The 20205-nt window shown below is 66.6% G+C and carries 27 protein-coding genes and 1 other RNA gene; 14 read left to right on the top strand and 14 right to left on the bottom strand.

Annotation, left to right across the window (positions count from 1 at the left end):
- Positions 1–29: 29 nt before the first annotated feature.
- Positions 30–1676 carry a putative bifunctional diguanylate cyclase/phosphodiesterase gene (locus tag MF607_RS08590; protein ID WP_242117522.1) on the top strand — a complete coding sequence of 549 codons (1647 nt, stop codon included), beginning with the start codon at positions 30–32 and terminating at the stop codon, positions 1674–1676.
- On the opposite strand, the gene MF607_RS08585 is transcribed toward MF607_RS08590, so the two are convergent.
- Positions 1651–2229 carry a DUF924 family protein gene (locus tag MF607_RS08585; protein ID WP_242117519.1) on the bottom strand — a complete coding sequence of 193 codons (579 nt, stop codon included), beginning with the start codon at positions 2227–2229 and terminating at the stop codon, positions 1651–1653. The genes MF607_RS08590 and MF607_RS08585 overlap by 26 nt on opposite strands.
- On the opposite strand from MF607_RS08585, the gene mtaB reads away from it, so the two are divergent.
- From mtaB to MF607_RS08570, 3 genes are read left to right on the top strand one after another with little or no spacing between them, the layout of a single operon-like run.
- Positions 2228–3463: a tRNA (N(6)-L-threonylcarbamoyladenosine(37)-C(2))-methylthiotransferase MtaB gene (gene mtaB / locus MF607_RS08580; protein WP_242117517.1), complete on the top strand. Its 1236-nt coding sequence runs from the start codon at positions 2228–2230 to the stop codon at positions 3461–3463. The two genes, MF607_RS08585 and mtaB, sit on opposite strands and share 2 nt — an antisense overlap.
- Positions 3460–4389 carry a signal recognition particle-docking protein FtsY gene (ftsY, locus tag MF607_RS08575; protein ID WP_242117515.1) on the top strand — a complete coding sequence of 310 codons (930 nt, stop codon included), beginning with the start codon at positions 3460–3462 and terminating at the stop codon, positions 4387–4389. Before mtaB ends, ftsY begins: the two co-directional genes overlap by 4 nt.
- Positions 4386–5018 (top strand): septation protein A, encoded by a 633-nt coding sequence (locus MF607_RS08570; protein ID WP_242117512.1) that lies wholly within the window; start codon positions 4386–4388, stop codon positions 5016–5018. Before ftsY ends, MF607_RS08570 begins: the two co-directional genes overlap by 4 nt.
- 139 nt (positions 5019–5157) lie before the next feature.
- Here the strand turns inward: MF607_RS08570 and MF607_RS08565 are convergent, their stop codons facing one another.
- Positions 5158–5769, bottom strand: coding sequence for a superoxide dismutase (locus MF607_RS08565; RefSeq protein ID WP_242117510.1), 612 nt, complete (start codon positions 5767–5769; stop codon positions 5158–5160).
- 112 nt (positions 5770–5881) lie between these two features.
- Positions 5882–6910, bottom strand: a complete 1029-nt coding sequence (gene pspF, locus MF607_RS08560) for a phage shock protein operon transcriptional activator (RefSeq protein ID WP_242117508.1) — start codon at positions 6908–6910, stop codon at positions 5882–5884.
- Between the two features lie 170 nt (positions 6911–7080).
- On the opposite strand from pspF, the gene MF607_RS08555 reads away from it, so the two are divergent.
- The 9 genes from MF607_RS08555 (at position 7081) to MF607_RS08515 (ending at position 10266) form a co-directional block, all read left to right on the top strand.
- Positions 7081–7224, top strand: coding sequence for a hypothetical protein (locus MF607_RS08555; RefSeq protein ID WP_242117504.1), 144 nt, complete (start codon positions 7081–7083; stop codon positions 7222–7224).
- Positions 7225–7291: 67 nt separating this feature from the next.
- A complete protein-coding gene (gene pspA, locus MF607_RS08550; protein ID WP_242117502.1) occupies positions 7292–7960 on the top strand; it encodes a phage shock protein PspA in 669 nt (222 codons plus the stop codon).
- A 5-nt stretch (positions 7961–7965) separates the two neighbouring features.
- Positions 7966–8250: an envelope stress response membrane protein PspB gene (gene pspB, locus MF607_RS08545; RefSeq protein WP_242117499.1), complete on the top strand. Its 285-nt coding sequence runs from the start codon at positions 7966–7968 to the stop codon at positions 8248–8250.
- Positions 8250–8630 carry an envelope stress response membrane protein PspC gene (gene pspC, locus MF607_RS08540; protein ID WP_242117496.1) on the top strand — a complete coding sequence of 127 codons (381 nt, stop codon included), beginning with the start codon at positions 8250–8252 and terminating at the stop codon, positions 8628–8630. Before pspB ends, pspC begins: the two co-directional genes overlap by 1 nt.
- Before the next feature lie 38 nt (positions 8631–8668).
- Positions 8669–8974, top strand: coding sequence for a hypothetical protein (locus MF607_RS08535; protein ID WP_242117490.1), 306 nt, complete (start codon positions 8669–8671; stop codon positions 8972–8974).
- Between the two features lie 48 nt (positions 8975–9022).
- On the top strand, positions 9023–9307 hold the full coding sequence (locus MF607_RS08530) for a hypothetical protein (RefSeq protein ID WP_242117897.1): 285 nt from the start codon (positions 9023–9025) through the stop codon (positions 9305–9307).
- An 11-nt stretch (positions 9308–9318) separates the two neighbouring features.
- Entirely contained in the window at positions 9319–9582 is a 264-nt protein-coding gene (locus MF607_RS08525) for a hypothetical protein (protein ID WP_056451243.1), read from the top strand.
- A gap of 25 nt (positions 9583–9607) precedes the next feature.
- Positions 9608–9838, top strand: coding sequence for a hypothetical protein (locus MF607_RS08520; RefSeq protein ID WP_242117489.1), 231 nt, complete (start codon positions 9608–9610; stop codon positions 9836–9838).
- Between the two features lie 23 nt (positions 9839–9861).
- Complete coding sequence (locus tag MF607_RS08515) at positions 9862–10266, top strand: SufE family protein (protein WP_242117488.1); 405 nt, start codon at positions 9862–9864, stop codon at positions 10264–10266.
- Between the two features lie 281 nt (positions 10267–10547).
- Here the strand turns inward: MF607_RS08515 and MF607_RS08510 are convergent, their stop codons facing one another.
- From MF607_RS08510 to MF607_RS08460, 11 genes are all read right to left on the bottom strand, one after another.
- Positions 10548–10844, bottom strand: a complete 297-nt coding sequence (locus MF607_RS08510) for a (2Fe-2S) ferredoxin domain-containing protein (RefSeq protein WP_242117487.1) — start codon at positions 10842–10844, stop codon at positions 10548–10550.
- The gene (locus tag MF607_RS08505; protein WP_242117486.1) at positions 10841–11377 is read right to left on the bottom strand and encodes a J domain-containing protein; all 537 of its coding nucleotides are present in this window, start codon (positions 11375–11377) and stop codon (positions 10841–10843) included. Before MF607_RS08505 ends, MF607_RS08510 begins: the two co-directional genes overlap by 4 nt.
- A gap of 51 nt (positions 11378–11428) precedes the next feature.
- Positions 11429–11828: RNase P RNA component class A (gene rnpB / locus MF607_RS08500), an RNA gene on the bottom strand.
- Between the two features lie 33 nt (positions 11829–11861).
- Positions 11862–12545 (bottom strand): N-acetylmuramoyl-L-alanine amidase, encoded by a 684-nt coding sequence (locus tag MF607_RS08495; protein WP_242117895.1) that lies wholly within the window; start codon positions 12543–12545, stop codon positions 11862–11864.
- 68 nt (positions 12546–12613) lie between these two features.
- The gene (locus tag MF607_RS08490) at positions 12614–13450 is read right to left on the bottom strand and encodes a CheR family methyltransferase (protein ID WP_242117484.1); all 837 of its coding nucleotides are present in this window, start codon (positions 13448–13450) and stop codon (positions 12614–12616) included.
- Positions 13447–14496, bottom strand: a complete 1050-nt coding sequence (locus MF607_RS08485) for a chemotaxis protein CheB (protein WP_242117481.1) — start codon at positions 14494–14496, stop codon at positions 13447–13449. The genes MF607_RS08490 and MF607_RS08485 overlap by 4 nt, the downstream gene beginning before the upstream one ends.
- Before the next feature lie 19 nt (positions 14497–14515).
- Complete coding sequence (locus tag MF607_RS08480) at positions 14516–14881, bottom strand: response regulator (RefSeq protein WP_056401071.1); 366 nt, start codon at positions 14879–14881, stop codon at positions 14516–14518.
- A gap of 61 nt (positions 14882–14942) precedes the next feature.
- A complete protein-coding gene (locus MF607_RS08475) occupies positions 14943–15383 on the bottom strand; it encodes a chemotaxis protein CheW (RefSeq protein WP_242117479.1) in 441 nt (146 codons plus the stop codon).
- 2 nt (positions 15384–15385) lie between these two features.
- Positions 15386–17725: a chemotaxis protein CheA gene (locus MF607_RS08470; RefSeq protein ID WP_242117478.1), complete on the bottom strand. Its 2340-nt coding sequence runs from the start codon at positions 17723–17725 to the stop codon at positions 15386–15388.
- Positions 17726–18062: 337 nt separating this feature from the next.
- Entirely contained in the window at positions 18063–18701 is a 639-nt protein-coding gene (locus MF607_RS08465; RefSeq protein WP_242117474.1) for a histidine phosphotransferase family protein, read from the bottom strand.
- Positions 18698–19192, bottom strand: coding sequence for a M67 family metallopeptidase (locus tag MF607_RS08460; protein WP_242117471.1), 495 nt, complete (start codon positions 19190–19192; stop codon positions 18698–18700). Before MF607_RS08460 ends, MF607_RS08465 begins: the two co-directional genes overlap by 4 nt.
- 17 nt (positions 19193–19209) lie before the next feature.
- Here MF607_RS08460 and MF607_RS08455 point away from each other — a divergent pair, with 17 nt between their 5' ends.
- Positions 19210–20163 carry an RluA family pseudouridine synthase gene (locus MF607_RS08455; protein WP_242117468.1) on the top strand — a complete coding sequence of 318 codons (954 nt, stop codon included), beginning with the start codon at positions 19210–19212 and terminating at the stop codon, positions 20161–20163.
- The last annotated feature ends 42 nt before the right edge of the window (positions 20164–20205 follow it).

Here is a 20205-nt window from a genome sequence, read left to right as displayed (position 1 = left end):
TATACCGATGGTCGGGATAAGAATTGCCGATGGAATGGGATCGTCAAAGAGGTACCGAGGGCATCGGCCCTGCGCCGGCGGAACCGCGGGAAGGCGGCGAACGCTGGACCCTGGCGATCTGCGTCGCGGCGATCCTGCTGTTCGTGGGCCTCAGCTTCGCGGTCATTTCGGGACTGCTCGACCATCGTTTCTATGGCGGCGAGCCTGTGGCGCAGCCGCTGGTGACGGCGTTGCTCATCAACGCCGCGCTGGTCATCTTCGGCTGGCGCCGCCACCGCGCCGTCCGGATCGAGATGCATGGCCGATCCGCCGCCGAGGAACGCGCGCGGATGCTGGCGTCGCGCGATCCGCTGACCGGTTTCCTCAATCGCCGCAGCCTCAGCGAAGCGGGTGCCGCGCTGCTGCGTTCGGCGACGAAGCGCGATCAGGCGGTGGCGCTGCTGATCGTCGACCTCGATCATTTCAAGATGGTCAACGACATGCACGGCCATGCGGCGGGCGACAGCGTGCTGCGCAGCGTCGCGCTGGAGATTGCCGGAGCGATGCCCCCCGCCGCGCTGACCGCGCGATTCGGCGGTGACGCCTTTGCCTGTGCCTTCGTCTTCGACGCGCGCGATCCGGCGGTCGTCGAACGCATTGCCGGCCGGGTCATCACCGCGCTGTCGCAGCCGATGTTCGTCGACGATCTGCGCATCCATCTGAGTTGTTCGATCGGCATCGCCCGGTCGGACTTTGACGGGGGCAGCATCGACACGCTGCTGCGCGCCGCCGATATCGCGATGTATTCGGCCAAGAAATCGGGTCGCGGCGACTTCACCTGGTTCAACCGGGCGATGGAGAACGCGCTGATCGACCGCAACGACATCGAAAGCGGGTTGCGTCAGGCGATCCCCGCCGGACAGGTCGTTCCCTTTTTCGAACCGCAGGTCGATCTGGCCACCGGTCGGCTGTGCGGGTTCGAGGTACTGGCACGCTGGGTCCATCCGACCCAGGGGCCGATCCCGCCCGATCGCTTCATTCCGGTCGCGGAGGAGGCCGGGCTGATCGGCGACCTGTCGCTGTCGATCATGCGTCAGGCCTTCGCCGCCGCACGCGACTGGGACCCGGGCATCACCCTGTCGGTCAACATCTCGCCATGGCAGTTGCGCGACGCATGGCTGGCGCAGAAGATCATCAAGACCACGGTCGAATGCGGTTTCGCCGCGAACCGGCTGGAGATCGAGATCACCGAAAGCGCGCTGTTCGACAATCTGCCGCTGGCCCAGTCGATCGTCGGATCGCTCAAGAACCAGGGCGTCCGGCTGTCGCTCGACGATTTCGGCACCGGTTATTCGAGCCTCGCGCATCTGCGGGCACTGCCGTTCGACCGGATCAAGATCGACAAGAGTTTCGTCCTGTCGCTGCTCGACAATGCCGACTCGGCAGCGATCGTCCATGCGATCATCGGTCTGGGCGAAAGCCTGAACCTGCCGATCACCGCCGAGGGGGTCGAGACCGACGCGATCGCCGAACGGCTGGCCGCGCTCGGTTGCGCCAAGGCGCAGGGCTGGGCCTATAGCCGGCCGTTGTCGGTGGCCGACACCCGGCGGATGCTGGCGGCGCGCGGGCTGCTCCATTGCGGCGGGGGGAGCGATCCCGAACTGACCGACCTTACCAACCGGCGTCGGGCCGGCTGAGATAGGCACGCTCCGCCGCGGTCGATTCGCCGCCAAGCGCGGCGTTGCGCGACGGATAGCGGCCATAGCGCGCGAGGACGGCCGCATGGTCGCGGGCGAATTGCAGGTTCACCGGATTGCCCAGCGACTCGAAGCAGCGCAGCGAGAAGCGCGCGACGCCGGCATCCTCGCTATGCATCAACGGCATGTACAGGAACGAGCGTTCAAGCGGTTTGAATTCCCTGTCGTCGCCACGGGCGATGCCGATCAGCGCGAGTTCGAGCGCGAGCGGGTCTGCGGCAAATGCCTCGGCGGTCCCGCGATAGATATTGCGCGAAAACTGGTCGAGCAGGATGACCGCAGCGAGCAGATGATGTTCTTCGTCCCGCCACTCCGCCGCCTCGGTCGCCAATACCGTATCGCGCAACGCCCCGAAGCGCTCCGCGATCGTCACATCGAGCGCCGCGTCCTTGGCGAAATGGCGGTCCGGCCCGACCTCATCGAACCAGAAGTCGAGCACGCCCCGCGCGTTCGCGTGGACTTCGCGTGTCCCTGTCCCTAGATCACCGCCCATGCCATCCTCCGCTGGTCCCACTATCATCACGCTCGGCTGCCGGCTGAACATCGCCGAAAGCGATGCGATCCGCGCGCTGGTCGTCGATCGCGACGTGACCGTGGTCAATAGCTGTGCGGTCACCAACGATGCGGTCGCGGCCACCCGCCGCGCGATCCGGCGGGCCCGCCGTGACCGGCCGGCGGCGCAACTGATCGTCACCGGCTGCGCGGCACAGATCGATCCGGCGCAATTCGCGGCGATGCCCGAAGTCGACCGGGTCATCGGCAATTCGGACAAGCTGAACCCGGCCGCATGGGGTTCGACCGACCCGGTCGTCGTCGGCGACATCGCCCGCATACTCGACACCGCGCCGCAACTGGCCGGCGGATTCGAAGGGCAGACGCGCGCCTTTATCGAAGTCCAGAATGGCTGCGACCATCGCTGCACCTTCTGCGCGATCCCCGCAGGGCGAGGGCCATCCCGTTCGGCGACGATCGACGGCGTGGTCGCGCAGGTCGCGGCCCTCGTCGCGGCCGGCCATGCCGAGGTCGTGCTGACCGGTGTCGACCTGTCGAGCTATGGCGACGACCTGTCCGATACGCCGAGGCTCGGCGATCTGGTCGCGGCGATCCTCGCCCGTACGCGCTTGCGGCGCTTGCGGCTTTCTTCGCTCGATCCCGCAGCTATCGACGCCAAGCTGTTCGAATTGCTGACGAAAGAACCCCGTGTCATGCCGCACGCGCACCTGTCGTTCCAGGCGGGCGACGATATGGTGCTGAAGCGGATGCGCCGCCGGCACAGCCGCGCCGACGCGGTCGCGCTGGTCGACCGGCTCAAGTCCGCACGTCCCGATATCGCGATCGGTGCCGACCTGATCGCCGGCTTTCCGACCGAGGACGATGCGATGGCGGCGAACACCCTCGCGCTCATCGACGATTGCGACATCGTCCATGCCCATGTCTTTCCCTACAGTCCGCGCGCCCGGACCCCCGCTGCGCGGATGCCGCAGGTGCCGCCGCCGGTTGGCAAGGCGCGCGCACAGGCGTTGCGTGTAGCCGCCGAACGTCGCCACCGCGACTGGTTGCAGCGCCAGATCGGCAGCACCGCCGACATCCTCGTCGAACGTCCCGGCACGCGCGGGCACAGCCCCGGCTTCGCCGATGTTTCGCTTCCCCCCTGCCCGCCCGGTTCGATCGTGACCGTGCGGCTGACCCAGATCGAAGGCAATCAGTTGATCGGAATGCCCCTATGAGCCTTTCGTGGCACGAACGCCTGCTCGGCGGCCTCAAGAAGACGTCGGACCGGCTGACCGGCAACCTTGTCGGCCTGTCCGCCGCGCGGCTCGACGACACGCAGCTCGACGATATCGAGGAAGCGTTGATCGCCTCCGACCTCGGTCCCGCCACCGCCGCCCGCGTCCGCCAGCGCCTTGCCGAAGGGCAATATGAACGCAACATGGAGGAACTCGGCATCCGGCTGGTCGTCGCGGAAGAGATCGAAAAGGTCTTAACGCCGGTCGCCAAGCCGCTGGAAATCGAGGCGTTTCCGCGACCGCAGGTGATCCTCGTCATCGGCGTCAACGGGTCGGGCAAGACCACCACCATCGCCAAGCTGGCCAAGACGCTGGTCGAACAGGATTATGGCGTGATGCTGGCGGCGGGCGACACCTTCCGCGCCGCCGCCATCGGCCAGCTTCGCACCTGGGCCGAACGGATCGGCGTGCCGATCGTCAGCGGTGCCGAGGGGGGCGACGCCGCCGGCATCGTCTATGAAGCGGTCAAGCAGGCGACGGCCACCGGCATCGACGTGCTGATCGTCGACACCGCCGGCCGCCTGCAGAACAAGCGCGAATTGATGGACGAACTGGCCAAGGTCCGGCGGGTCCTCGGCCGGCTCAACCCGGCAGCGCCGCACGACGTCGTCCTCGTCCTCGACGCGACGACGGGTCAGAATGCGCTGAACCAGATCGAGGTATTCAAGGAAATGGCGGGCGTCACCGGCCTCGTCATGACCAAGCTCGATGGCACCGCGCGCGGCGGCGTATTAGTCGCGGCGGCCGAGAAGTTCGGCCTGCCGATCCATGCGATCGGCGTGGGCGAAACCGCCGACGATCTGCGCGGCTTCGACGCCAACGAAGTGTCGCGGATCATCGCCGGTGTCGAACGGGTGCGCAAATGACCGTACAGCGCCAACCCGCCTCGCCGCTGTTCCGCATGGCGCTCGATTACGGGCCGCTGGTGGTGTTCTTCGTCGCCAATCTGCTGGCCGGCAAGATCGGCCTGCCCGACATGATCGATTCGCTGGCGCAGGTCATCATCGCCAGCACCGCCTTCATGATCGCCAGCGTCATCGCGATCATCGTATCGAAGTGGAAGACCGGCCACATTTCGCCGATGCTGTGGCTGTCGGCCGGGCTGGTCGTCGTGTTCGGCGCGCTGACTCTCTATTTCCGCGACGATACTTTCATCAAGATGAAGCCGACCATCGTCTATGCGATGTTCTCCGCGATCCTGACCTTTGGCTTGGTGACCGGGCGGCCGTTGCTGCAACAATTGCTCGAAACCGCCTATCCGGGGCTGAGTGCGCTCGGCTGGCGCAAGCTGACCATCAATTGGGCGGCGTTCTTTGCATTCATGGCGGTGCTCAACGAGGTCGTGTGGCGCCATTCGACCTGGGATTTCTGGGTCGGATTCAAGCTGTGGGGCGCGGTACCGCTGACGCTGTTGTTCGCGGTCGCGAATATCCCGATGCTGTTGAAGCATGGGCTGAAGGTCGGGGAAGACAGCCCGCTTCCCCCCGCAGACTAACTCCCTCTCCCCCTTGGGGGAGAAGGTCGGGGAGAGGGAAGTTCCGGGCGTCGCACTCACAAAAAAAGGGGGCCGCCCTCGCGGACAGCCCCCTCTCCCAACCCTCTCCCCTAAAAGGGGAAAGGGTTATTGCGGCGGATTACTTCACCGCCGCGTCGTACCGCTGGCCGACCCTGTCCCAGTCGACCACGTCCCACCACGCCTTCAGATACGCCGGACGCGCATTGCGGTAGGTGATGTAATAGGCGTGCTCCCACACGTCGTTGCCGAGGATCGGCGTGCCCTTGACCGGCGCGACGTCCATCAGCGGATTGTCCTGGTTCGGGGTCGAGGTGATGGCCAGCTTGCCATCCTGCCCGACGATCAGCCACGCCCAGCCCGATCCGAACTGGTTCGCGCCGGCGGTGTTGAACTGCTCCTTCAGCTGGTCCAGCCCGCCGAACTGCTGATCGATCGCGTCCTTCAGCGCACCCGAGGGCTGCGACCCGCCGCCCTTCATGGTTTCCCAGAAAAAGGTGTGGTTCCAATAGCCGCCGCCATTGTTGCGCAGCTTGGCCGAACCGCTGCCGATATTGGCGAGCAGTTCCTCGATCGACTTGCCCTCTAGGCTCGCATCTTCCGACACGGCTTCGTTCAGCTTGTCGGTATAGGCCTGATGATGCTTGTCATGGTGCAGCGTCATCGTTTCCTTGTCGATGGTCGGCTCCAGTGCATCATAGGCATAGGGCAGCGGCGGAAGTTCGAACGCCATGGCAATCCTCCTTAGGAAAAGAACTCGCTCGACCGAACGCGGCGGACCCCGCTTGGCTCCGATCGTTACGCCCGCGAACCCATAGGCGTGGCCGGCGGTGGCGAAAAGGGGGTCAGCCGCCCTGCCCCAGCATTCCGTGACGCTTCAATGCATGGCGCAGCTGGTCATAGGTCAGCCCGATCGCATCTGCACAGTTGCGCTGATTGTAGCGCGCCTCCGCCATCGCCCGCGTCAGCAGCTGCCGTTCGAAGCGATTGACCCGCGTCTTGAAATCCTCGCACGGATCGTCGGGGGCGGCGGACTCGATCGTCGGCGTTCCCACGACCGGCGCCGCCCCCGATGTCGCAGGGTTCGCATTGGATCGCGGGCGGAAGGGCGAGGCGAACGGGTCGATCTCGACCAGGTCGATCGGTCCCGGCCGTTCCCAGCGATAGACCGACCGTTCGACCGCGTTGCGCAACTCACGGACATTGCCCGGCCAGCGATGCTCCATCAGCTGATCCACGGCATTGGGCCCGAACCCGACCCATTCATCGCGCCCGATCTCCGCCGCCATGCGCCGCCCGAAGAAATCGGCCAGCACCATGATGTCCCCCGGCCGCGCGCGTAACGGGGGCAGGGTCACCACCTCGAAACTTAACCGGTCGAGCAAATCGGCGCGGAACGTGCCGCATTCGACCCGGTCGGGCAGATGCTCGTTGGTCGCGGCGACGATGCGGACATCGACGCGCAACGGCCGCGACGATCCGATCCGCGTCACCTCGCCATATTCGACCGCGCGCAACAGCCGCTCCTGCGCGCCCATCGACAGCGTGCCCAGTTCGTCAAGGAACAGCGTACCGCCATCGGCCTCCTCGAACCGCCCTGCCCGTGCCTTGGTCGCGCCGGTGAACGCGCCCGCTTCATGCCCGAACAATTCCGCCTCGATCAGCGTCTCGGGCAGCGCGGCGCAGTTCATCACCACCAGCGGCTGATCCCAGCGCCCCGACAGGCGGTGCAGGCGTTCGGCGACCAGTTCCTTGCCGGTCCCGCGTTCGCCGATCACCAGCACCGGACGATCGAGCGCGGCCGCCCGGCTGGCCCGTTCAAGGGCATCGAGAAACGGGCCGGACTGGCCGACGACCTGGGTTGCGCGCTCCATGCCGATGATGTGGCGTATTTTCCCAATAGTTCGCAAGAGGCCAAATGCACCGGACCCGGCAACCATTCAAAAGTGACGCAAATCCGTCATTTTTCGATTTGGCACGCCTCCTGCAATGTATTGTGCAAGCCCGACACAGGGCGCACGCTACAGCTTCAGGGAGTTCCACCATGATCCGCATCAACAAGAACGTGACCACCCGCCAGTCGGTCCTCAGCCTGATCGGCGCGGTCGCGGTCTGCGTCACCGCCTTCGGCGTTACGACCGCACCCGGTCCGATCGCCACCACCCATGCCGCCGCGCCGATCGCGTAAGGCGGCAGGCCGGGGCGGTTCTGCCCCGTTCCGTCCCGGCCACCCACGCATTCTTCAGGAGTAACCGATGGGCATTTTCTCCCGCACCCGCGACATCATCGCCGCCAACGTCACCGACCTGCTCGACAAGGCCGAAGACCCCGCGAAGATGATCCGCATGATCATCCTCGAAATGGAGGAGACGCTGGTCGAGGTCCGCGCATCCGCCGCGCGCACCATCGCCGACCAGAAGGAAATGCGCCGCCACATCTCCAAGCTCGACAAGCTGCAGGAAAGCTGGACCGAGAAGGCCGAACTGGCGCTCAGCAAGGATCGCGAGGATCTGGCCAAGGCGGCACTGGTCGAACGTCAGAAGGCGGTCGACATGATCGAACAGCTCAATTCGGAGATCGTCGTGCTCGACGACGCGCTGCGCGCTTCGGAAGCCGATATCGCCAAGCTGCAGACCAAGCTGCGCGAGGCGCGGACCCGGCAGAACGCCATCCAGACCCGGATGGAAAGCGCCAACAACCGCACCAAGCTGCGCGAAATGTATGCCGGTTCCAAGACCGCCGAGGCGTTCAGCCGCTTCGACGTCCTCGAACGCCGCGCCGATCTGGCCGAGGGTCGCGCCGAAGCGGCCGGCATGGGGCAAGGCGGCAAGAGCCTCGAGGACGAGATCGCCGAGCTGCGGCAGTCGGACAAGATCGATGCCGAACTGGCCGCGCTCAAGGCCCGCCTGAACCGGGAGGGCTGATCGCGATGGGCGATTTCCTGATCGGCATGGTCGCCGTCGCCGCGCTCCTGATCGGGCTGCCGTGGCTGATCCTCCACTATATCACCAAGTGGAAACAGTCGCCGACGCTGACCAACGAGGACGAGCGGCTCCTCGACGACATGCACCTTACTGCCCGCCGGCTCGAAGAGCGGCTCCAGACGATCGAGCGGATCATCGCCGCCGACAATCCGGACTTCCGCCCTTCGATGCCGCGCCGGGAATATCCGGAAAGCGATTTCCGCAACCACGATTACACACGGAGGGACTGATGTCCGGCGCACGCACCAAATTCTATGTCGACAAGGCGAATGGCAAGATGTCGGGCGTGTGCGCCGGCATCGCCGACTATACCGGTGTCGAGGTCATGTGGATCCGCATCGGCACGGTGTTGCTGACGCTAGCCGGCGGCTTCCCCTGGACGGTGATCGCTTACTTCATGATCGCCTGGATGGCGCAGAAGAAGCCGCACGGTCTGTACGAAAGCCGCGAGGACGAGAAGTTCTGGCAGGGCGTCCGGTCGAACCCGACCCGCACCGCGTCGGAAATGCGCTCTACTTTCCGTGACATCGATCGTCGCCTCGCCGACATCGAAATGTACTATACCAGCCGCAACACCCGTCTGGCGGACGAGATCGACAGCCTGCGCTGAACCGATCCCCGCCGGGGCAGATTTAGGGGAGAAGGACAATGAATTGGGGTGGACCAGGGTTCGTGCTGTCGATCATCGCGATCGTCATGATCGCGAGCATCGTGAAGACCGCGATCCGCGCGAAGCACGGTTATCCGCTGGATGACGAAGCGTGCGAAGGCAAGGGCAAGCGCCGCCGCCGTCAGGATGAGATCGACGCGACGCGACAGGCACGGTTGATGGCCGATCAGAACGAGCAGTTGCAGGCGAAGGTCCTGCGCCTCGAAGAGCGGATCGCCGTCCTCGAACGCATCGCCACCGATCCCGCCACGCGAACCGCCCGCGAAATCGACGCGCTGCGCTGATCCCGAAGGACGACCGACATGATCACCACCAACCCCGATTTCGTCCCGATGATCGTCACCATCTGCCTGACCGGCATGGCGGCGTGGGTCATCACCACCTGGCTCCGCGTCAAGAACGGCTATCCGCTGCAGGGCGGCTGGGGGCAGAGCGTCTATCCCCGCGCCAACGACGAGACGATCGAACGGGTCAAGCTGCTCAGCCAGGAAAACGCCCAGCTGAAGGCCGAACTCGGATCGATCAAGGACCGGCTCGCCAATGTCGAGCGGATCGTGACCGACGGCGCGCACGGCCTCGAACGTGAGATCGAGCAGCTGCGCGGCCGGACGAACTGAAAGGACCGACGATGAGCCCCTTCATCATTCCCGCCCTCGCCCTGATGATTCCGATCGTCGCGATCCTCAGCAAGCTGGTCTTCCAGCCATGGCTCGAGCTGAAGGAACGCGAGTTGCAGGTCCGCGGCACCGAGACCGCCGAAAAGGCCGCGCAATATGCCGCGCAGACCGAACGGCTGGAACAGCGGGTCCGGGTCCTCGAACGCATCATCACCGACCGCGGCGTCGACCTCTCCGACGAGATCGAACGCCTCCGCGACAAACCGCTCAACTGACAAACCCGACGAAAAGGGCAGTCCGATGAACCTGACTCTTACCCTCGCACTCGCCGCCACCACGCTTGCCGCCGTGGCGATCGTCTCTGCCACCCTGTTGTCGGGCTGGCGCGGCTGGCTGGCCCTGCAACGACAGCGGCTCGGCGAACAGCCCGTCAGCCAACCTACCCCCAATGCCGGCACCCGGATCGAGATCGCCGACCTGAAGGAACGCATCCGCAAGCTCGAAGCGATCGCCGCCGGGGTGGAACTCTAACGCGCAATGCCTATAGCGGCGTCATGCAGAGCATCGACGATATCCGCGAAGAATATGACTTTCTCGACGGCGACGACCGCTACCGGTTGCTGATCGATCTGGGCCGGCAGCTGGAGCCGATGCCCGATCCCCTCAAGACCGATGCGACGCTGGTCCGGGGCTGTTCGGCATCGGTCTGGGTCTATCCCCAGCAGCAGGACGACGGCACGCTCCACTTCCTCGCCGACAGCAATGCCGCGATCACCAAGGGGATCATCGCGCTGGTGCTGGCAACCGTACAGGACCGCAAGCCCGACGCGATCCTTGCCGCCGATATCGAAGCGACGCTCGCGCCCTTCGACCTGCGCAACCAGCTGAGTTCGAACCGGACGCAGGGCATTCCGAACATGATCGCGCTGATCCGCGAAACGGCCGGGCGGCTGGCGTAAGACGTTCAAGCCGCTGATCACGTCACCCCGGACGTTATCCGGAGTCCCGCTTCTTTTTCCACGCGTCACATATCGGGACCCTGGATCAAGCAAGTCCGGATTACCCACCGCGTCGCGTACCCCCGCGCAGGCGGGGGTCCAGGGTTCCAGACGCAAGCGGTGGTTTTGCTTGGCTCTGGACCCCCGCCTTCGCGGGGGTACGACATGTATGCTGCGAAGCGCGCAGACTTTCGGAAAGGTCTCCATCAAGTCCGGCGTAACGGTCGACTACGGGGCGGGCGTCAACCCAAGCCCAGCCGCGCCGCCACCGCATCCAAATCGTCGCCCGGCCGCACCAGCAGCCATTCCCCCGGCCGTTCGCTGTCGACCACGACCACCGCGGCCTTCGGACAGACGTCGAGGCACTTCACCTCGAACACCCCCGCCGCGCCCTTCGGCCCGTTCTTAAGCTTCAGATGCTTGCGCAGCGCCTTGGCCAGCGGCTTGTCCGACCCGCCGAAGCCACCGTCCAGCTTCCTCGAACATTTGGCGCAGACCAGTACCGCCTTGCTCCAGCGCGAACGGACCTCGCGCTTCACGCCGGCTTCCAGCTCCGCCGTTCCTCGGCAACGCGCAGCACGTCATAGGCCGCCTGGATCGCGTGGAATTTCTTGGCCGCCTCGGCATCGCCGGGACGGACATCGGGGTGAAAGACCTTGGCCAGCTTGCGCCACGCCAGCCGGATCGTGTCGAAATCGGCATCGGGATCGCACTCCAGCACTTCCAGCGCGCGCATCTCGTCGCGCGACCGGCTGCCGTCGCCCGACCCGGCCCACGCATTCGATGCCGACGCGGCATAGCCGTTGGCGGTGCGCCGTTCGGCCTCCTCGCGCGCCTTGGCTTCCTCTTCGTTCAGCCCCTCGAAGTAATTCCAGCCCTTGTTGTATTCGGCCGCATGGGCTTCGCAGAAATACCAGCGATCGGGGTTGTTCGGCGATTTGGGCGCCGGGCATTTGCCGGGTTCGGTACAGCCGTGCCGGTCGCACAGCTTCACCGTCTGCGCCTCGCGGCCCTCGCTATAGCCGCGCCAGCGGGGAAAGCCCCAGTCGTTCGATCGCGTATGTCGTGCCATTGTCTTCGAAATAAGCCGCCGTGCGCCCCACGCAACCCATTGCCGCGCGCGAATGTCAGAGGGTCTGTAAGCCGGGTTCTGTCCACCCGCCAAAGCGGGATAGGCGACCATTCCTCTCGGACGACGCTTGCGCGCCGTCTCCAGCAACCAACCCGGGCAGCGGGCCGGAACATGCCCCGAAGCGCTTGCGCGCTTCATGCCGCCCCTATTCGGTCTTGCTCCCGGTGGGGTTTGCCATGCCGCTGCCGTTACCGGCCGCGCGGTGCGCTCTTACCGCACCCTTTCACCGTAACCCGGCCGAAGCCAAAGGCCGTCTGCTCTCTGTGGCACTGTCCCTGAACTCCCGGCCGAAGCCGGAAGCCCGCCGGGCGTTACCCGGCACCGTCGTTTCCGTGGAGCCCGGACTTTCCTCGGCACGCTCATCGCGTGACGCGGCCGCCCGACCCTCTGACGCCCGCGTCCCTAGCCGACCGCGCCCACCGGTTCAATCGTCGCCTTGCGGCTTGGGCAGCAGCAGCGCGAGCAGCAGCATCCGGCATTCGCCGTCGGCTATGCCGTCGATCATCTCGGGCCGGAACCGCCGCTGGAACGCGGTGATCGCCGCTGTCGGATCGCTGACGTCATAACCGAAGCGTTCGAGCGCCAGCAGGAAGCCGGCGTCGCTCCATCCCGGATCCATCAGGTTGCGTGTCGGTCGCGGCAGCGCGAGGCGCAGTCGCGCCAGCCGGTTCCACGGGAACAGCTCGCCCGGATCCTGCTTGCGCGTGGGGGCGATGTCCGAATGGCCGACGACATTGCCGCGCGTGATCTGGTGCCGGTCCTTGATCGCGTGGACAAGCGGGATCAGCGCGTCGATCTGCGCCTCGGGAAACTCGCGATAGCCGAATTTGTGACCGGGATTGACCAGTTCGATGCCGATCGACGCGCTGTTGATGTCGGTGATCCCGCGCCAGTGCGCCTTGCCGGCATGCCAGGCCCGCTTGTCCTCGGCGACCAGCCGGTGGATCGTCCCGTCCTCCTCGGCGACATAATGCGCCGACACCTCCGCCGCCGGATCGGTCAGCCGCGCGATCGCCGATGCCGCATCGGTCATGCCGGTATAGTGCAGCACCAGCATCGTGACCGGCAGGGTGCGTTCGCCGAAATTGGGCGACGGCGTATCGATCATCTGCACGCGACTCTTGTCCCTTCACGCCACTGCGCCCCGATTGCGGCGGGACGCGGGGAAAGGCAAGGTCAGTGCGCGGCCGGCCGGTACAGCCCGCGATAGCGTTCGGACGGTACCAGCGCATCGGTGTGCCCGATCACCGTCTCGCCCGCGCCCAGCACCAGCAACCCGCCCGGCCGCAGCACCGGGGCGATCCGGTCGAGCACCACGCCACGCGTCGCGGGCGACAGGTACATCAACACGTTGCGGCACAGCACGATATCGAACTTGCCCGCCGGCATCGGGTCGGCGATGAGATTTTGCTGGCCATAGAGCAGCCGGAAGCGCAGCTCGGCCTTCGCCTCCCACAGATCGTCGCGCGGTTCGAACCATTGCATCATCCGCCGGATCGGCAGTCCGCGCTGGATTTCGAACTGGGTATAGCGCGCCGCCCGCGCCCGCATCAGCGCCCGCATCGAAATGTCGGTCGCCCGGATTTCGGGCGGCAGGATGCCGGTCCGCTCGCTCGCCTCGGCGAACAGCATCGCCATCGACAGCGGCTCCTGCCCGGTCGAACACGCCGCCGACCAGATGCGCAGCCGGCGCGGCGTTTCTGCGACCATGTCGATCCCCGCCTGCACGACGGTGTCGAGCGTCGCGGCATCGCGGAAGAAGGATGTTTCCTGGTTCAGCAGCGCATCGACCACCAGATCGGCCAGCCCGCGCTCGCTCGACGCCCGGTCGTTGATCCGCGCGACCAGTTCGTCGAGCGTGCTCAGCCCCCGCTCGCGCAGCATCGGCTGGAGCGCGCTGTCGATCCGCCATGCGCGGCCGGCGTCGAGCTGTTGCCCGGTGCGCTGTTCGAGCAACGCGACGATCGCGCTGGCGGCGGGGCCGAGCGGGCCGGCAGGGCGCGCCACGGTCATGCCGGCCGCCGCCGCCGCGCGACGAACGCGCCCAGTTGCGCGGGCGTGCCGATGGTGTTGGCCAGCCCCGCCTCGGCCACCGCCCCCGGCATTCCCCAGACCACCGAACTCGCCTGATCCTGCACCGCGACCACCCCCCCTGCCGCACGGACATTCGCCGCGCCGCGCGCGCCATCGCGGCCCATGCCCGACAGCACGATCGCCAGCGCCCGCGCGCCGAACACCTGCGCCACCGAATCGAACATCGGATCGACCGAGGGCATGCAGCCGCTGATCGACGGCGCCCGATCGAGCCGCGTCGCGGCGCCGTCGCTGGTCGGCACCACCCGGATATGCGCGTCGCCCGGCGCCACGATCAGCCGTCCGCGCTGGATGCGCAGGCTGTCGCGCGCCACATCCACGGGCCGCCGCGCCAGCCCGGCCAGCTGCTGCGCGAAATATTCGGTGAACGTCCCCGGCAGATGCTGGGTGACGAGGATCGGTATGTCGAGTTCGGGCGGGATCGCCGCCAGCAACGGCGCCAGTGCATGGATGCCGCCGGTCGACGCGCCGATCGCGATGATGTCGAACACGTCGCTGCGCGCCTGGGCGAAACCGCCGTTCGCACGCGGCACCGTGCGCATCACCCGCTCGACCAGCCCCTCCAGCCGCGCGGCGAACCCGCCCGCCAGCGGCGAGGATTCGGGCTTGGCCAGCGTCGCCGCCGCGCCCAGCGACAGCGCATGGGCGGCGGTCGGCGATCCGTCGGCACAGTCGCCCGACAGCACGATCACCCGCGCCCCCGGCGCCGCCGCCAACAGGTCGGGCAACCCCGAAAGGCCGTCGATGCCGGGCAAATTGATGTCGAGCAGGATCAGGTCGGCCGCCCCGCCCGCCAGACTGCCGGTCGCCTGTACGATGCCGCCCACCGCCGCGACGACGCGGTGTCCGGGCATCGCCTCGACGATGCGGGTCAGCACCGCACGGGTCACCGCCGAATCGTCGACGATCAGGACCCGTACGGCCGTACCATCCGCTGCGGCGGTTCGGGCGAACGGGGCGTTCACGACCTTGCTTCGGTCTGGATCAGGCGACGCCGACGATCTGAAGCTTGCTCTCCAACGTCTCGCGATCGAACGGCTTCATGACATATTCGTCGGCCCCGGCCTCGATCGCCGCCCGGATATACGCCATGCCGTTCTCGGTCGTGCAGAACACGACCTTGGGCTGCATGCCGCCCTCGCTCTGGCGCAGCGCGCGCAGGAAATCCATGCCGCTCATCACCGGCATGTTCCAGTCGAGCAGGATCACGTCAGGCTGTGCTTTGGCGCATTGGTCGAGCGCCTCGCGCCCGTCGCCCGCCTCGCGCACCTCGAACTGGAGCGTTTCGAGAATATGCCGGGCGACCTTGCGGATCACCTTCGAATCATCGACGACCAGGCAACTCTTCATGACAACACCCCATGTTGGTACGCGCGACAGTAGGACGCTTTCGTAAGCGCCGCGTTAAAGTTCAGGCGGCGACCCGTCCCGCATCCGCCGCCCGCGCGACGATCGCCGGCAGGTCGAGGATCAGGACGACGCGCCCTTCATGCTCGATCAGGCCGTTGGTGATCGCCGCCCATGCGGCCCCGGGCAACAGCCCGGCCGACAACGGTTTCGGTACGAAGCGATGCGCATCGTCCAGTGCGTCGACCAGCAGCGCATAATGATGGCCGTCGACCTGCGTCACCACCGCGCGGCGGCGCGCGGCCAGCGGTGCCGCGGGGTCGAGCACGATCGCGGTGTCGATCACCGTCACCACCCGGCTGCGCAGTGCCGCCAGTCCGCGCACCGCGCGCGACGTGCGCGCGACCGGTGTGATCTCGCCGATATCGACCACCGATTCGACATGGTCGGACCGGATAGCAACCTCCTGACCGACGATGGTCGCAAGCAGGAACAACTGGGGCATGCTCAACCTCCCGCCGCGATGCGCAGCGCCCGCAACACGCCTTCGCGGTCGTAGCGATAGATGCTGCCGTCGCCGATATCGGCGGGCGATGCGCGCAACCGTACCACCGGCGCCCCGGCGACCGGGACCGGCACAGCGATATCGGCCTGTGCCAGCACGAGGGTCGGGCGTTCGCCCTCCTCGACCCGTTCGACGATCCGATAACCCGCCTGCTCCAGCATCGGGCGGAGAAAGGCGCGCATCCATCCGCTGCCGCCATCCGCCAGAAGACAGGTCGGCCGGCCGCGCGCGACCAGCGCCGACGCCGCCTCACGCGCATGGCGTTCGAACAACCATAGCGGATCGATCTGCTCGATCTGCTCGCCGTCCAGCAACACGATGCCGGCAATCGGCCCCGGCACCTCCCCGGTCGGTGCCAGTTCGGGGAGCATGACGATGTCGACCGCATCGACGATCGCATAGGCGACTTCCATCACGCCGTCGGTCAGGCGCAGCACCGTCGTCACCCGCTCGATCGCCGCCGGATCGCTCGCCTCGGCCGGCACGATTCGCCCGTCGATCGCCAGCCGGATGCGCCCTGCGCTCTGCTGCAGCGATCCGGCCCGGATGCGTTCGATCCGGTCGATCACCGCCAGCGGGATGACCCGCCGCCGCCCGTCCAGATCGTCGAACAGCAAGGCGGTGACGCGGTGGTCCGCTTCCGCCGCTTCCTCGGCTTCGATCTCCAGATCCATCGCATCGGCAAAGCTCAACCCCGCCGCCTGTGCCACCCCGGCGCAATCGAGCATCAGCATCGGCCGTCCGGTATCGGGCAGCGTCTGTCCGGCATACAGGCCGGTCGCCATCACCGCCGGCGCGGCGGGCTTCACCACCAGTTCCTCGGTATCGAGCACCTCGTCGACCGCGATCGCGAAGTCGCCCGCGCCGATCGTCACCACCACCAGCATCTTGGGCGCGGCGGGTGCATCGGCGGCCACGCCGATCACCTCGCACAGATCGACCACCGGGATTCGCCGGTCGCGGATGCGCGCGATGCGATTGTCGCCCAGCTGGTCGACGCGGATATTGGCGGCGCGTTCGTTGACGATCTCGCCGATCGTCTGCCGCGAAATGGCGAAGCGATGCGCGCCTGCCCGCACCACGATCGTCGACACGATCGACAGCGTCAGCGGTACCTGCACCGCGATCCGCAATCCCCGCCCGGGCTTGTTGTCCAGCGTGATGCGCCCGCCAATCTGGTCGATCGCGGCGCGCACCACGTCCATGCCGACGCCGCGTCCCGAAATCTCGGTCGCGGTGTCGCGCGACGACAGTCCCGGCGCGAACACCAGTTCGCAGCGCTGCCGATCGTTCAGCTTGCGCAGTTCGCTCTCGCTGCGCTGCCCCGTCGCCGCCAGCTTGGCCACCAGCCGGTCGGTATCGATGCCGCGCCCGTCATCGATGATCTCGATGACGATCTGGTTGCCCGATTGCCGCGCCGATACGTGCAGCCGCCCGCTCTCGCGCTTGCCCGCCGCCCGGCGCTCCATCGGCGTCTCGACGCCATGGTCGATCGCGTTGCGCACCAGATGGACCAGCGGATCGCGCATCACCTCGATCATCTCGCGGTCCAGCTCGACATCGCTGCCGTCGACGGTCAGCGACACCGCCTTGCCGACCACCGCCGCCGTGTCGCGGACGATGCGGGGCAGCGGCGAAAACAGCGTCTCGATCTTCTGCATCCGCGTCCGCGTAACCGCATCGCGCATGTCGGCCACCGAGCTCGACAACCGCTCCAGCGCCGCCTCGACCGCAGGGTCCAGATCGGTGTCGCGCAGGCGCCGGACCAGTTCGTTGCGGACCAGCACCATGTCGGACATGCCGCTCATCATCCGGTCGAGCAGATCGACGTTCAGCCGGACGCTGCGCAGCGGTGCCCGCCCCGCCGCCATAGCCGCCGCCGCCACGGGCGTCGCCGCCGTCGCGGGATTGCCGATCCTCGGCGCCAGTGCGGCGATCAGATCGTCCTCGCCCTCGTCGGTCAGCGGCAGTCCGGCATCGATCGCCTCGACCAGATCGCCGATCCGGTCGACGATCGCGAGGACCGCATCGACCAGTGCGCTGTCCGGCCGACGCTTGCCGTCGCGTACCTCGCACAGCGTGTCCTCGGCGGCATGGCTCAGCCGCGACAGTCGCGGCAGATCCAGGAAACCGCAGCTTCCCTTCACCGTGTGGACGAATCGGAAAATGGCATCCAGCCGGGCACGATCGTCGGGCGCGGCTTCCCACGCGACGATCTCCGACGACAACGCCTCCAGCGTTTCGCGGGTTTCGGCGATGAATTCCTGTAACAGATCGTCCATGCGGCCCCGTCCGGTTGTGGACGCGACCATGGCGTTCGATAGGTTAAGGCGGAGTTAGTAGGCCGGTTCGGTACGCTCTCCGAACACCACCTGCGGCCCGACCCGTTACCGCGGGACTCAATCGAGACCTTTGCGAAAGGCCTTCGCCTATCCCGGTATCCTTCCGTACCCCCGCGCAGGCGGGGGTCCAGAGCCTAGCAGAACAAAGGTTGCGAGTACCGCCCTGGATCCCCGCCTTCGCGGGGATACGGCGAAGCAGACTTTCGGCGAAATTTCGACTTGATACAGTTACCAACTTCTTTCGCATCAGCAAAGGAAGCGCCGACGAGAAACTCGCTCAAACCGACGCGAACGAAGCCCCGAACAGCAACACCGGCGAATCGCTCGGCGATACCTGCAACGTACCGCCGCCCTGCTCGACCAGTTCGCGCGCAAGGCATGCCGCCGCCGCGCGCGGGGTCATCATCGCCGCGTCGCCCAGCAACGCGCCGCGCAGTTCGGCATCCAGCACGATCCGCGGCCCGTCGGCGCGCACCGCGATATCGATGCCGGTCGCGGTGACTTCCGCCCCGACGTCGAGCTGCCCGCCGCGCACCAGCGCATCGCCGGCAATCAGGGCAAGGTTCAGCAACACCTTGACCGCGGGCTTGGGCAGCGACGGTGCCTCGACCATCCAGCCGAGCTTCACCCGGTGATTGTCGCCGAACAATCCCTCCAGCGCCGCCCGCGCCTCGCGCGTATCGATCGAATCACCGAATCCGCCGGCCGCGCCAAAGGCGAGGCGGAAGAATTTCAGCTTGTTGGCCGATGCCCGCGCACTGTCGGTCAGCAGTTCGAGGCAGCGGGCACGCATGTCGGGATCGGTCTCGTCGGCCAGCAGTTCGAGGCCGTTGTTGAGCGCCCCGACGGGGCTCAGCAGATCATGGCATAATCGCGAACACATCAGGCTGGCGAATTCGGCTGGGCTGATGTTCAAAGCGACGATCCCTGCGCTGCGCCGAACGTCATCGTCCGGCCGCTAATGTCCATCTGCACCGCCTCGCAGTTATTTTCAACGTGGCCGGCGTAGATGACGTCGAAACGGACGGGGTCGAATCGGCCATGGCGTTCCCCGTTCGCGACCGCCCGCCACAACCGCGCGGTGCCACCGCCGATAATCAACCACAACCGCCCGTCCGCCGCCGCCTGCGCCGCATCGGTCGGTGACGGATATGCGCTGCCGCTCGGATGCGAATGATAGCAGCCGAGCACCGCCGCCCCGCCGCCCCGCGCATCGCGATACGCTTTCAGCAGCACCGCCGGATCGATCTCGAAATGGCGCGCGGGGTCGGCGGCGACGTTGCGCGCGGGCTGCGCCGTCTCGATCCGGTCGCCCGTCCCCCGCAGCAGACCGCAGACTTCCTGCGCGCTCCCCGCCGCCTTGACCAGCAGCGCGCGGATCGTTTCGCTTGTAAAACTCGGTCTCATTCCCATCTTTGTAGGCAATGGACCGGGGGGTTTCCACGATAGAGGCGCGCATTACCGATGCCGCGCACGGCCTCAGGATCGACAAGGCGCTGGCCGAGGTCGTGACCGACCTGTCGCGCGAACGGATCAAGGCGCTGCTGGCATCGGGGCATGTCGCCGGTCCCGATGGTCCGGTGTCCGACGGCAAGCGCAAGGTTGCGGCGGGGCAGCATTTCGTCATCACCGTGCCCGCTGCAGTGCCGCTCGACAATGTGGCGCAGGATATTCCGCTGGTCGTTGCCTATGAGGACGATCATCTGATCGTCGTCGACAAGCCCGCCGGGCTGGTCGTGCATCCGGCGGCCGGCAATCTCGACGGGACGCTGGTCAACGCGCTGCTACATCATTGCGCGGGCAAGCTGTCGGGAATCGGCGGCGTCGCGCGGCCGGGGATCGTCCACCGCATCGACAAGGATACGTCGGGACTGCTGGTCGTCGCCAAGAGCGACGTCGCGCACGAGGGACTGGCGCGCCAGTTCAAGGATCACAGCATCGACCGCCGCTATCTGGCGATCGCGGCGGGTCGGGTGTCAACTTCGGCGGGAACGGTGGACGCGCCCCTCGCGCGATCCCCCAATGATCGCAAGAAGATGGCGATCGTCCACTCGCCGACCGCCAAACACGCCATCACCCATTGGCGTAAACTTCGCCAACTTCGGGGGGCGTCGTTGATCGAATGCCGGCTGGAAACCGGGCGGACGCATCAGGTGCGGGTGCATATGGCGTCGATCGGTCACCCCCTGCTCGGCGACCCGGTCTATGCGGGGCGCAAGCCTGCGCTACGGGGCGAACTCGAAACGCTCGATTTCCGCCGACAGGCATTGCACGCCGCACATCTGGGGTTCATTCATCCCGTGACAAAGAACGCTTTGGCGTTTGATAGCGATCTTCCGGCAGACATGCAGGAACTGTTGGATCATCTTCATGGTTAGTTCCGGGGATGTCGCGATGCGGCAATGCCCACGACAAAGGGA

Origin of the sequence: Sphingomonas lacusdianchii (assembly GCF_022664395.1) — a bacterium.
Lineage (GTDB): Bacteria > Pseudomonadota > Alphaproteobacteria > Sphingomonadales > Sphingomonadaceae > Sphingomonas > Sphingomonas lacusdianchii.
Note: the sequence above shows the minus strand (reverse complement) of the source record. Positions and strands in the feature narration are given on the sequence as shown.